Below are 12,283 nucleotides of genomic sequence, written 5' to 3'. Positions count from 1 at the left end.
GTGTTCAAATTTAACAAAAAAGGGGCCTCAAGGCCCCTTTCGATGAACAGTGCTTAGCGGCGTATACCGAGCCGCTCAATCAGACTTGCGTAGCGCTGATTGTTTTTACGCTTCAGGTAGTCCAGCAATTTACGACGCTGACTTACCATGCGCAACAAACCACGACGCGAGTGGTGGTCTTTTGCGTGTTCTTTAAAGTGGCTTTGCAATTCGTTAATGTTTGCAGTCAGCAGTGCAACCTGCACTTCCGGAGAACCAGTATCGTTCTCGCCCTGACCAAAGTTTTTAACGATTTCAGCTTTTTGTGCTGCAGTTAGTGACATATCTTACTCCTGGTAGATGGAAAATGTCAGTGCCAATCACTAATTCAGCACCAACTGATTCGCCGAGCATTATACGGGCTATAGACCCTAAACGCAACGGACGAAGCGACAATAATAATAAGAAACCCGGCTATCTTGGCACATCATTCATGACCCGCTTGGGCTGTAACTTTCCGGCTTCCGGACGCCCAATCCCCAGCAGCGCATTATCGCTTTGCCGGCGAACCCGAACATGGCTGGCGTCCGGCGGAATAGGCGAAGCAACATTGGCACCATTACCAGCCAGAAATTTACTACTCTCAGGATCACTTAGCCAGACTTCCGGAATCTGTTGAATCACCGCATCGTTGGGCAGCAATAAGGCATCCATGGCAGCGTAATCACCCTGGTCTTGATTTGTTTTAGCTGCCACATCAGCCAGTTCAGTCATGGACATCATTGGCCCTTCCACGCCCTGAATCCAGGTTCGTCTTAACTGTGCTACATGGGCGCCACAACCGAGTTCCTGACCCATGTCATCAATTAGCGTACGAATATAGGTACCTTTACTACAGGTCACTTCCAGGGTCAGCAGATCACCGGCAAAGTCAATCTGCCGGATACTGCGAATACTGATAGGCCGGGTTTTGCGGGGTACTTCAATACCTTGCCGGGCATAATGATAGAGCGGGCGGCCTTCGTGCTTCAGCGCCGAAAACATAGACGGCGACTGTTGCTGATCACCGATAAAACCGGCAATAACTTGCTCAACCTGAGCCTGACTGACTGCTACATCCTGTTGCGAGACAATCTCACCCTCTGCATCGCTGGTGGTGGTACGTATGCCCAGTTGCGCTGTCACTTCATAGGTTTTATCGGCCTCTAACGCAAAGTGCGATACCTTGGTTGCCTCGCCAAAACATAGGGGCAACAGGCCGCTTGCCAGAGGGTCTAAAGCACCGGTATGACCGGCCCGGTTAGCATTAAAAAAACGCCGCACTTGCTGAAGTGCGGCGTTGGATGTGAGATGCAGAGGTTTGTCTAACAAAACCACGCCATGAATGTCGCGACCCGACTTGCGTCGTCCCATCAGTCGTCTCCGTTGTTATCCTGATCGGTCTTCTCATTACCACGCTGGTCGCGGCGAATCGCTTCATCCACCAGCCGTGACATACGAATACCTTCATTTAACGAAGGATCATGCACAAACCGCAGTTCGGGCACTATCCGTGCGCGAATACGTTTGCCAAGTAACGAGCGAATAAAGCCAGAGGCATCATTCAGCACTTTGAGGCTCGTTTTTATCTGCGCCTCATCGTCCTGAAAAAAGGTCACAAAGACTTTGGCATAAGCCAGGTCACGGGTTACTTCGACCGCAGACACTGTGGGCATAGCCACGCGCGGGTCTTTTATCTCATGCTGCAGTATCATCGCAATCTCACGCTGATACTGCTGCCCGACCCGATCGGTACGACTAAAATCTTTCGCCATAGCCGCTTATAGACTCCGCTCAACCTGGACCGTCTCGAATACTTCGATCTGGTCGCCGACTTTCACGTCGTTGTAATTCTTCACGCCGATACCACACTCCATACCAGAGCGAACCTCTTGTACATCATCCTTAAAGCGGCGGAGAGATTCCAGCTCGCCCTCGTATACGACAACGTTGTCACGCAGCACCCGAATAGGTGCGGAGCGTTTGACTACGCCTTCAGTTACCATACACCCGGCAATCGCGCCAATTTTCGGTGACTTAAACACATCCCGGACTTCAGCCAGACCAATGATCTGTTGCTTGAATTCAGGTGCCAGCATACCGGTCATGGCTAACTTGATTTCGTCAAGCAAGTCATAAATAACGCTGTAGTAGCGTAAATCTACTGCGTCCTGCTCAATCAGACGTTTAGCTGAGGCGTCTGCCCGTACGTTAAAGCCGATAATAATGGCATTTGAAGCACTGGCCAGCGAGGCGTCCGTTTCGGTAATACCACCAACGCCACTACCGATAATATTGACTTTCACTTCGTCGGTAGACAGCTTCTGCAGTGAATCGGCAATAGCTTCCAGCGAGCCCTGAACGTCGGACTTCAATACAACGTTAAGCTCCTGAACTTCGCCCTCCTCCATGTTCGCGAACATATTTTCAAGCTTAGCTTTCTGTTGCTTGGCCAGCTTAACTTCACGGTATTTACCCTGACGATAATTGGCAACTTCACGAGCTTTACGCTCGTCCTTAACAACAGTGGCTTCATCACCGGCTTGCGGTACACCCGATAAGCCAAGGATCTCTACCGGAATTGACGGGCCGGCTTCTTTAATTTCCCGACCCAATTCGTCACGCATCGCCCGGATACGGCCGTACTCAAGTCCACACAGAACAATATCGCCCTGCCGCAGCGTGCCTTCCTGTACCAGTACCGAGGCCACCGGGCCGCGACCGCGATCCAGCCGTGACTCAATAACGATACCGTGCGCCATACCATCAGCGACAGCTTGTAAATCAAGTACTTCGGCCTGCAGCAAAATCGCTTCCAGCAGTTGCTCTATACCGTCACCGCTATGTGCGGAAACCGGTACAAACTGCACGTCACCACCCCATTCTTCAGGTATGACATCGCGCTGGGCTAATTCGTTTTTCACCCGATCCGGATCAGCTTCTGGCTTATCCATCTTATTGATGGCGACCACAATCGGAACCTGCGCTGCTTTAGCGTGCTGAATAGCTTCCAGCGTCTGTGGCATAACGCCATCATCTGCCGCTACGACCAGAATCACGATATCAGTGGCGCCGGCACCACGCGCCCGCATCTGCGTAAACGCTGCGTGACCCGGGGTGTCGAGAAAGGTGATCATGCCGTGGTCAGTTTCAACATGGTACGCACCGATATGCTGGGTAATACCACCTGCTTCACCGGAAGCCACCTTGGCCTTACGAATATAATCCAGCAGGGAGGTCTTACCATGGTCAACGTGACCCATAACGGTAACGACCGGTGCCCGTGGCACTTTATTTCCGGTTTCAGTGGCGTCGCGATCCGACAGAACTTCCTGCTCGAGCGCATTATCGCTGACCAATACCACCCGGTGGCCCAGTTCTTCAACTACCAGGCTGGCAGTTTCCTGATCCAATACCTGGTTAATCGTGACCATCTCACCCATTTTCATCATGGTTTTAATCACTTCGCTGGCTTTAATGGCCATACGGTTAGCCAGTTCACCAACGGTAATGGTCTCGCCAAGTTTCACTTCGCGTTCCACCGGTGAGGCCGGCTTATTAAATGCCTGCTGCAGGGTCGAACGTTTTGAGCCTTTGCGGCGTTTTTCACGGCGCGGGCTGTCATCGCGCTCATCATCAGCACGACGGCGCTTACTCGCCTTACGACGGCTGCGGCGCTCCTCATCAACATCTTGTTCATCTTCAGCAGCTTGCGCGGTACTGGAAGTGGTAAAATGGACATCTTCCTGCTCAGCTTTCTTGCGCTTAGCTTCTTCTTCCTGCCAGCGGGCTGAGTTTTCTTCGGCCAGTTTACGCGCTTCTTCAGCTTGCAGCGCAGCTTCAGCTTCAGCCTTTTTACGGGCTTCCTGTTCCTGAATTTTACGCAGCCGCTCGGCTTCCGCTTTAGCTTCATCGGCTTGCTTACGCTCTTCCGGCGTCATCGCCGCGCGCTTGTCCGCTTCTGCTTTAGCTTTAGCTTTTTCTTTCTCTTTACGCGCTTGTTCTTGTTTAGCTTTTTCTTCAGCCGCTTTCTTCTCGGCTGCCAGTTTCGCTTCCGCCGCTGCTTTTGCTTCAGCTTCCTGACGTTTTGCTTCGGCTTCAGCGCGTTCAGCTTCAGCGCGTTCCTGTTCGGCGCGCTGCTCTTCTTCCAGCGCTGAGCGCTTCACATAGGTTCGTTTCTTGCGCACTTCCACTGATACCGACTTACTGCGGCCCGGGCCGCCAGCAATGCTCAGTGTGCTTTTTTCCTTGCGCTTCAAGGTCATCTTGCTTGGCTCAGACGGGCCAGACCCGCCATGCGCCTTGTTCAGATGCGTAAGTAGCTTTTGTTTCTCAGCTTCGGTTACATGATCGCCGGGCACCTTTTTCATGCCTGCTTCTGCGAACTGCTGTACCAGACGATCAACTGTCGTACCCACATCTTTGGCTAGCTTATCCAGCGTTACTTCTTCCATAGTTTGTTGTACCCCCCGTTGACCTTATTCTTCATCACCGAACCAGCAGATATTACGCGCCTGCATAATCAGCTCACCAGCTCGTTGTTCGGTTAATTCTTCAATATCCGCTAAATCATCAATACCCTGCTCGGCAAGATCTTCCAGCGTTACTACGCCGTGGCTCGCCAGCACAAACGCCAGGTGCCGATCCAGACCTTCCAGGTTTAGCAGCGTTTCATCCGGCTCAGCACTTTCCAGGGATTCTTCATCCGCAAGAGCCTTCGTCGTCAATATTCCTTTAGCACGGCTACGCAGTTCTTCGACGATGTCTTCATCCATACCCTCAATGGCGAGTAACTCGTCCATCGGCACATAGGCAATTTCTTCTAAAGACGAAAAACCTTCATCAATCAGTACTGAAGCGAAATCTTCATCAATTGCCAGGCTGCTGGTAAAGAGGTCCAGTAAGCGCTGTGCTTCAGCTTCATTTTTTTCGTTAAACTCGTCCACCGCCATAACATTCAGCTGCCAGCCGGTCAGCTGACTGGCCAGTCGCACGTTCTGTCCGGCTTTACCGATAGCCTGAGCCAGGTTGCCTTCTTCAACAGCGATATCCATGGTGTGCGCTTCTTCGTCAACGACGATAGAGGCAACTTCCGCCGGCGCCATCGCATTAATGACAAATTGTGCCGGGTTATCATCCCACAATACGATATCAACGCGCTCGCCGCCGAGCTCGCCAGAAACCGCCTGTACCCGGGCGCCACGCATACCTACACAGGCGCCAACCGGATCGATACGGCGGTCATTACTCTTCACGGCGATCTTCGCCCGTGAGCCAGGATCCCGCGCCGCACCGCGAATTTCAATAAGTTCTTCACCGATCTCCGGGACTTCAATGCGGAACAGCTCAATCAGGAAGTTCGGATTAGTACGGCTGACAAACAGCTGCGCACCACGCGCTTCCGGCCGCACGTCATAGAGCAATCCACGAACCCGGTCACCGGCGCGAACCGACTCCCGCGGCAGCATTTCTTCGCGATAAATAATGGCTTCGGCATTATTACCTAAATCAAGAATCACGTGCTCACGGTTAGCGCGTTTTACAATACCGCTGACCAGATCACCGATTTGGTCCTGATATTCTTCCACAACTTTAGCGCGCTCGGCTTCACGTACTTTCTGTACGATAACCTGCTTCGCCGTTTGCGTAGTGATACGGTCAAATTCGATAGACGCGATCTGCTCTTCAACATAGTCGCCAGCCTGCACGCTGTCATCTTCATACTGAGCAGCCGCCAGGCTGATTTCCCGGTACGGATGCTCCAGCGGGGTTTCAGTATCGTCGACCACCAACCAGCGGCGGTATGTGTCAAAATCACCGGTGTTGCGGTTAATACTCACCCGCACTTCAATGTCACCGTCATATTTCTTTTTGGTCGCATGCTCAAGCGCTGACTCAAGCGCCTCAAAAATCTTTTCTTTTGATACGTCTTTCTCGTTTGAAACTGCTTCTGCAACCAATAAAATTTCTTTTGCCATGGTTTTGCCTCGCCTGCGCAATCCGTTAGTTAAACTGAGGAACTAAATGAGCTTTCTTGATCGAAGAATTCGCTACTTTGAGCATTTCTCCGTCCACGTCAAACTCGATCTGATCGCCATCAACTGCGGCAATCTTGCCTTTAAACTTGCGTTTACCCTGTTGAGCCATGTTGAGCTCAACAGCGGCTACTTCGCCAATGTAATCAGCAAACTGGGCGGCTTTGAAAAACGGCCGTTCCATGCCTGGCGATGAAACTTCCAGGTAGTACTCAGTGTTGATTGGATCTTCAACATCCAGAATCGAACTGGCCTGATAACTCACCTGCGCACAATCATCTACACCAACACCATCTTCGTGGTCGATGTAGACACGTAATGTAGAATGTTTTCCGGCGCGCACAAACTCGACTCCCCAGAGTGAGAATCCCAGTGCTTCTACCGCGGGCTGCAGCATCTCTGCCAGCCGTTCTTCAACTCGTGCCAAACGCTAAACTCCTGAAACAAAAAAAGGGCGTAAACGCCCAGTGTTGTTGACTGCCAAATCGCCTTACCTGAAAAATAAGTCGCTGCAGCAGAGGCCACATAGTAAAAAGCCCCGAACTGCGGCGGGGCTTTTATAACACTGGACCCTTTGTCTTACTAAAATGGTTGCGGGGGCAGGATTTGAACCTACGACCTTCGGGTTATGAGCCCGACGAGCTACCAGACTGCTCCACCCCGCGTCCGAAAACGTGTACGTATTATAAGGTTTTCCGCTTGAAAAGCAACCGTCATCAGGTCGCAAATTTGGTGCCGAAGGCGGGACTTGAACCCGCACGCCCGTTAGAGCACTACCCCCTCAAGATAGCGTGTCTACCAATTCCACCACTTCGGCAAAAAAGATGGTCAATCTGTGCTTAGCTTAGTTACCCGGAGGTACGTCGCTGTCATCAGCTGGCTGTTGCTGAACTTCCGGAACCGGAGTTTCCAGATTTTCAAACTCACCGGATTCCTCGCCAACGCCGGATGATAAGTTACCCAGAATCAGACAGAGAACAAAAAATATGACGGCCAGTACTGCAGTGGTCCGGGTCAGAAAGTTACCTGAACCGCCAGAGCCGAATACCGTGTTCGAACCGCCAGCGCCAAATGAAGCGCCCATGTCTGCACCTTTACCTTGCTGGATCATAACAAAACCAATCAGAACCAAGGCTATTATCAGGTACGCAATCAATAACATTTCATACATATATCATTTACTCCGGGTTTGTGCCGCTGAACAAATTGCCAGAAACTGTTCTGGATCTAAACTGGCGCCGCCGATCAAACCACCATCAATGTCAGCCTCAGCGAACAGCGCTTCAGCGTTATCGGCTTTCAGGCTACCGCCATACAAGATATGCATCCGGCTACCTGAAACCCTGAATTTTTTTGTCAGCCACTGCCGGATAAATCCGTGCACCTGCTGCGCAAGTTCCGGACTTGCTGTTTGTCCGGTGCCAATCGCCCAAACGGGTTCGTAGGCAATAACTATCTGTTTACTTTGCTGCTCACTCACGCCTTCCAGCGCGCTTTGCAACTGCTGCTCTACTACAGCGAAGGTTTGTTCCTGTTGCCGTTGTGAGGCGGTTTCGCCCACACAAAGCACCACAGTAACCGGCTTTTCAGTGAAGCTTAACGTAGCCTGCACTTTAGCACGAATGCGTTCTTCGTCTTCACCGTAAAACTGGCGGCGTTCAGAGTGCCCTATCAGCACAAAATCCACGCCTGCTTCAGTCAGCAAACTCAGGCTATGTTCACCAGTATGCGCGCCACTGGCATGCTCACTGACGTCTTGTGCGCCCAAATGAACATGATCATAGAACACCGCATCCTGCCAGGCCGGAAGCAATACCGCCGGCGGACAGATCACCACAGAAATCTGATCAAGCACCTCATCGTGCTCGCGCAATTCTACGGTCATTTTCTCGACCAGACTACGGTTTCCGTTCATTTTCCAGTTTGCAATTACTAAAGGTTGACGCTGCATCTGGTCTCTCCTGCTTCCTGAGTTGAGAGCGGCGAGATATTACATAACCTGGCCGCAACTTACAAGTGGCTAAATGCCAACTACGCCAAAGAAATTTGGCTCAGCTGGCAGCTTCAACTTCACTGGCTATTTCATCAGCAAAAGATTTCACTATTTTTGCGTCCTGGCCTTCGACCATTACGCGAATCAGCGGCTCCGTCCCGGATTTCCGCAGCAATACCCGGCCATTATTACCCAACGCCTGTTCCACTTCGCTGACTACTGCCTGCACGTTATCAGCCTGTAAAGGATCACTGCCAGCGGTAAAGCGTACGTTAACCAGCGCCTGCGGAAACTTAGTAAAGCCCGTCAGAAGCTCATCCAAAGTCTTCTGTTCGCGCTGCATCGCCGTCAGCACCTGCAATCCAGCAATAATGCCGTCACCGGTGCTGTGGTACTGGCGATTAATAATATGACCTGAGTTTTCGCCACCAATACGCCAGTCGCGTTTTACCAACTCTTCCATCACATAACGGTCACCAACTTTGGCTCGCACAAAAGGAATACGGCGGTCGGTAAAAAACTTTTCCAGCGCGAAATTGCTCATCAGGGTGCCGACTATGCCTCCCTGTAACAAGCCATCCTGTTGTGCCGCGCGGGCTAGAATAAACAGAATATCGTCACCATCAACGACCCGACCGGAGGCTGTTACCATCATAATCCGATCGCCATCGCCGTCTAAGGCAAAGCCCAGATCTGCGTGAGTTTCGCGCACTTTACTCCGCAACGCATCCAGATGAGTTGCGCCACATTCATGGTTAATATTAATGCCATTGGGCTCAGTACCGATTTCCCAGATATCAGCGCCAAGCTCCCGCAACACGTCAGGGGCGATATGATAGGTTGCTCCATGGGCGCAATCGACCACGATCTTCAGACCGTTTAACGACAAGTCGCCGGGGAATACGCTTTTACAAAACTCAATATAACGGCCCGGAGCATCATCGATGCGACTGGCCCGACCCATATTTTCTGATGGCACGCACTGGATAGGTTCATCCAGTAGCCGCTCGATTTCAGCCTCAACACTATCCGGCAGCTTACTGCCGGCATCGGAGAAAAACTTAATACCATTATCGTAATAAGGATTATGCGAGGCGCTGATAACGATTCCTGCTGCGGCGCGGAAATTGCGCGTCAGATAGGCCACTGCCGGGGTTGGCATGGGGCCCAGAAATTCGACGCTGACGCCGGCCGATAACAAACCAGCTTCTAACGCAGATTCAAGCATATAACCCGACAGACGCGTGTCTTTACCCATCAACACCCGGGTGTTGCCACTGGCTGACAATACAGTGCCGGCAGCCCAGCCAAGCTTTACCGCGAAGTCCGGGGTAATCGGGAAGTCACCAACCCGGCCGCGCACCCCATCAGTGCCGAAATACTTACGTTCACTCAATTGAATTCTCCTGCCAAGGTTGCTGCAACGATTTTCATTGCATCAACCGTTTCCCTGACATCATGCACACGGATAATGTGTGCGCCTTTCATCGCTGCAATAGTTGCTGCGGCAAGCCCTGCTGGCAGGCGCTCAGAAACATCCCGTCCGGTTACCTGCCCTAACATCGACTTTCTTGAAATGCCGACCAACAGTGGCAGTTGCAGTTCGTGTAACGCCTGCAGCCGCTGCAATAGCTCGTAATTATGCCTGATGGTTTTGCCAAAACCAAAGCCTGGATCCAGATAAATCCGGTCGCGGTCAATTCCCGCGCCGGTGCAGGCATTGACCCGTTCAAGCAAAAAGGCTTTCACATCACCGACCACATCCTCATAAACCGGTGACTGCTGCATGGTGCGTGGTTCGCCCTGCATATGCATCAGACAAACTTCAACCTCACTGGCTGCAACTGCCGCCAAAGCACCCTCTTCACGAAGTGCCCGCACATCGTTGATCATGGTAACGCCTGCGGCAACTGCAGCACGCATGACTTCAGCCTTGGAGGTGTCGATCGATAAAGGTATTGCGAGCTCCTGCCGCAGCCGCTCAATGACCGGGATCACCCTATCCAGCTCTTCTTCTGTACTAACCGCAGGGGCACCCGGGCGGGTCGACTCGCCACCGATATCCAGATAAGCAGCACCATCAGCAACCAGTTGTTCAGCCCGGCGCAGGGCCTGATCAAGCTGGTTAAACTGACCACCATCTGAAAATGAATCCGGCGTTACATTAAGAATACCCATAACTTTTACCGGTGCGCCTGCTGTTGTCATAGCTCGCCTCAAATCATTATTCTGCAAAAAAAAGCCCCGTTCCCGGGGCTTTTCGATACTTAACTGGCGGGTGCGTCGCCAGTCTTGCCATCAGATATCGGTCGCTCAGGCGCTTCGGTATCAGCCGCACCACCGCCCGATTTCGGGGTGTTGTCCGGCTTATTCCAGTCGCGAGGCTCGCGTACATCACGGCGATTCATTAAATCGTCTATCTGATCCGCATCAATGGTTTCATACTTCATCAGACAATCTTTCATTGCGTGCAGAATATCTACATTTTCTTCGATAATGCGTTTCGCACGATCATAGTTGCGATCGATAAAAGACCTGATTTCCCGGTCAATTGCCTGAGCAGTGTCATCAGCCATCTGCTTGTGATGCCCCATCGACCGGCCAAGGAAGACTTCATTCTCATCGTCTGCGTACAGCAATGGGCCCATCTTGTCCGACAGCCCCCACTGGGTGACCATTTTCCGGGCGATTTGGGTAGCCCGTTCAATATCATTCGAGGCGCCGGTGGTAACCCGATCGTCGCCGTAAATAACCTGCTCCGCAATACGTCCGCCAAACAGGCTGGAAATCATGCTCTCCAAATGCTGCTTACTGTGGCTGACGCGATCCCGCTCAGGCAGATACATGGTCACACCTAAAGCACGGCCACGAGGAATAATAGAGACCTTGTACACCGGATCATGCTCAGGCACCAACCGGCCGACGATAGCATGACCCGCTTCATGATAAGCGGTCATTTCTTTTTCTTCGTCAGTCATTACCATGCTGCGGCGCTCAGCACCCATCATGATTTTGTCTTTGGCTTTGTCGAATTCTTCCATCGACACCACCCGCTTCTCGGTTCGCGCTGCGAACAGCGCGGCCTCATTAACTAAGTTAGCAAGGTCAGCTCCCGAAAAGCCGGGCGTGCCGCGCGCAATAACAGCTGCGTCAACATCGTCGCCCAGCGGAACTTTGCGCATATGAACTTTTAGGATCTGCTCTCGACCACGTACATCAGGCAAGCCAACCATGACCTGACGGTCAAACCGGCCCGGCCGCAACAGAGCCGGATCCAGAACATCAGGACGGTTAGTCGCAGCGATTACGATAATACCTTCGTTGCCTTCGAAACCATCCATTTCAACCAGCATCTGATTCAGTGTTTGCTCACGCTCGTCGTGACCACCACCTAACCCGGCGCCACGCTGACGACCGACGGCATCGATCTCATCGATAAAGATAATGCAGGGGGCAGACTTCTTCGCCTGTTCAAACATGTCACGAACCCGTGAGGCACCAACACCCACAAACATTTCAACGAAATCTGAACCGGAAATCGAGAAGAAAGGAACCTGTGCTTCGCCGGCAATTGCTTTTGCCAGCAAAGTTTTACCGGTACCCGGCGGACCCACCATCAGGACACCAGTAGGAATCTTACCGCCCAGCTTCTGGAAGCGAGTCGGGTCTTTCAGATAATCAACCAGTTCAGTAACTTCTTCTTTAGCTTCATCACAGCCAGCCACGTCGGCAAATGTTGTTTTAATCTGATCTTCACTCATCAGCCGCGCTTTGCTTTTACCAAACGACATCGCGCCGCCACGACCGCCGCCACCCTGCATCTGGCGCATGAAGAAAATCCACACCCCTATCAGCAACAGCATGGGGAACCATGAAATAAAGATCGACGTCAGAATACTCGGCTCTTCTGGTGGCTTACCGCTTACTTCAACGTTGTTCGCCAGTAAGTCGTTCAGCAGCTCCGGATCGTACTGAGTCGGAATAACCGTTTTAAAGGTCTCGCCGGTACGATCCTGGGCAGTGATAACCCGATCGTCAATATCAGCTTTACGCACCCCGCCATTATTTACCTGTGAGATAAATTCGCTGTAGGGAACATGAGATTTGCTGTTATTGCCCGGGCTGAAGCTGTTGAACACCGTCATCAGCACCACAGCTATCACCAGCCATAAAATTAAGTTTTTTGCCATATCGCTCAAAGCCGACTACCTCTTTCGTTTCGCTTGTCGCACGCAGT

At 51.9% G+C, this 12,283-nt stretch carries 11 protein-coding genes and 2 tRNA genes; all 13 read right to left on the bottom strand.

The window, feature by feature from the left end; genetic code table 11:
- Positions 1–53 precede the first annotated feature (53 nt).
- On the bottom strand, positions 54–323 hold the full coding sequence (gene rpsO, locus R3196_RS01250; RefSeq protein ID WP_034773857.1) for a 30S ribosomal protein S15: 270 nt from the start codon (positions 321–323) through the stop codon (positions 54–56).
- Positions 324–453: 130 nt separating this feature from the next.
- Positions 454–1,392 carry a tRNA pseudouridine(55) synthase TruB gene (gene truB, locus R3196_RS01245; protein ID WP_318934788.1) on the bottom strand — a complete coding sequence of 313 codons (939 nt, stop codon included), beginning with the start codon at positions 1,390–1,392 and terminating at the stop codon, positions 454–456.
- Complete coding sequence (rbfA, locus tag R3196_RS01240) at positions 1,392–1,793, bottom strand: 30S ribosome-binding factor RbfA (protein ID WP_318934787.1); 402 nt, start codon at positions 1,791–1,793, stop codon at positions 1,392–1,394. The genes truB and rbfA overlap by 1 nt, the downstream gene beginning before the upstream one ends.
- A gap of 6 nt (positions 1,794–1,799) precedes the next feature.
- Entirely contained in the window at positions 1,800–4,472 is a 2,673-nt protein-coding gene (gene infB, locus R3196_RS01235) for a translation initiation factor IF-2 (protein ID WP_318934786.1), read from the bottom strand.
- Positions 4,473–4,496: 24 nt separating this feature from the next.
- Positions 4,497–5,996 (bottom strand): transcription termination factor NusA, encoded by a 1,500-nt coding sequence (gene nusA / locus R3196_RS01230; RefSeq protein ID WP_318934785.1) that lies wholly within the window; start codon positions 5,994–5,996, stop codon positions 4,497–4,499.
- A gap of 25 nt (positions 5,997–6,021) precedes the next feature.
- Positions 6,022–6,480 carry a ribosome maturation factor RimP gene (gene rimP, locus R3196_RS01225; protein ID WP_318934784.1) on the bottom strand — a complete coding sequence of 153 codons (459 nt, stop codon included), beginning with the start codon at positions 6,478–6,480 and terminating at the stop codon, positions 6,022–6,024.
- Positions 6,481–6,641: 161 nt separating this feature from the next.
- Positions 6,642–6,718, bottom strand: a tRNA-Met gene (locus tag R3196_RS01220).
- Positions 6,719–6,783: 65 nt separating this feature from the next.
- Positions 6,784–6,870: transfer RNA gene (locus R3196_RS01215), tRNA-Leu, on the bottom strand.
- A gap of 27 nt (positions 6,871–6,897) precedes the next feature.
- Positions 6,898–7,224, bottom strand: a complete 327-nt coding sequence (gene secG, locus R3196_RS01210; RefSeq protein WP_318934783.1) for a preprotein translocase subunit SecG — start codon at positions 7,222–7,224, stop codon at positions 6,898–6,900.
- 3 nt (positions 7,225–7,227) lie between these two features.
- Positions 7,228–8,004 (bottom strand): triose-phosphate isomerase, encoded by a 777-nt coding sequence (gene tpiA, locus R3196_RS01205; RefSeq protein WP_318934782.1) that lies wholly within the window; start codon positions 8,002–8,004, stop codon positions 7,228–7,230.
- A gap of 100 nt (positions 8,005–8,104) precedes the next feature.
- The gene (gene glmM / locus R3196_RS01200; protein WP_318934781.1) at positions 8,105–9,442 is read right to left on the bottom strand and encodes a phosphoglucosamine mutase; all 1,338 of its coding nucleotides are present in this window, start codon (positions 9,440–9,442) and stop codon (positions 8,105–8,107) included.
- Positions 9,439–10,254, bottom strand: a complete 816-nt coding sequence (gene folP / locus R3196_RS01195) for a dihydropteroate synthase (protein ID WP_318934780.1) — start codon at positions 10,252–10,254, stop codon at positions 9,439–9,441. Before folP ends, glmM begins: the two co-directional genes overlap by 4 nt.
- A gap of 59 nt (positions 10,255–10,313) precedes the next feature.
- Positions 10,314–12,245, bottom strand: coding sequence for an ATP-dependent zinc metalloprotease FtsH (gene ftsH, locus R3196_RS01190; protein ID WP_318934779.1), 1,932 nt, complete (start codon positions 12,243–12,245; stop codon positions 10,314–10,316).
- Positions 12,246–12,283 lie beyond the last annotated feature (38 nt).

It is taken from the genome of Pseudidiomarina sp. (assembly GCF_033722695.1).
Lineage (GTDB): Bacteria > Pseudomonadota > Gammaproteobacteria > Enterobacterales > Alteromonadaceae > Pseudidiomarina.
This window is presented reverse-complemented; position numbering and strand designations above follow the sequence as displayed.

Coding starts and splice junctions, on each gene's coding strand:
- infB (WP_318934786.1), bottom strand. CDS start 4,472: ATGGAAGAAGTAACGCTGGATAAGCTAGCCAAAGATGTGGGTACGACA.
- rpsO (WP_034773857.1), bottom strand. CDS start 323: ATGTCACTAACTGCAGCACAAAAAGCTGAAATCGTTAAAAACTTTGGT.
- truB (WP_318934788.1), bottom strand. CDS start 1,392: ATGGGACGACGCAAGTCGGGTCGCGACATTCATGGCGTGGTTTTGTTA.
- nusA (WP_318934785.1), bottom strand. CDS start 5,996: ATGGCAAAAGAAATTTTATTGGTTGCAGAAGCAGTTTCAAACGAGAAA.
- folP (WP_318934780.1), bottom strand. CDS start 10,254: ATGACAACAGCAGGCGCACCGGTAAAAGTTATGGGTATTCTTAATGTA.
- tpiA (WP_318934782.1), bottom strand. CDS start 8,004: ATGCAGCGTCAACCTTTAGTAATTGCAAACTGGAAAATGAACGGAAAC.
- secG (WP_318934783.1), bottom strand. CDS start 7,224: ATGTATGAAATGTTATTGATTGCGTACCTGATAATAGCCTTGGTTCTG.
- rbfA (WP_318934787.1), bottom strand. CDS start 1,793: ATGGCGAAAGATTTTAGTCGTACCGATCGGGTCGGGCAGCAGTATCAG.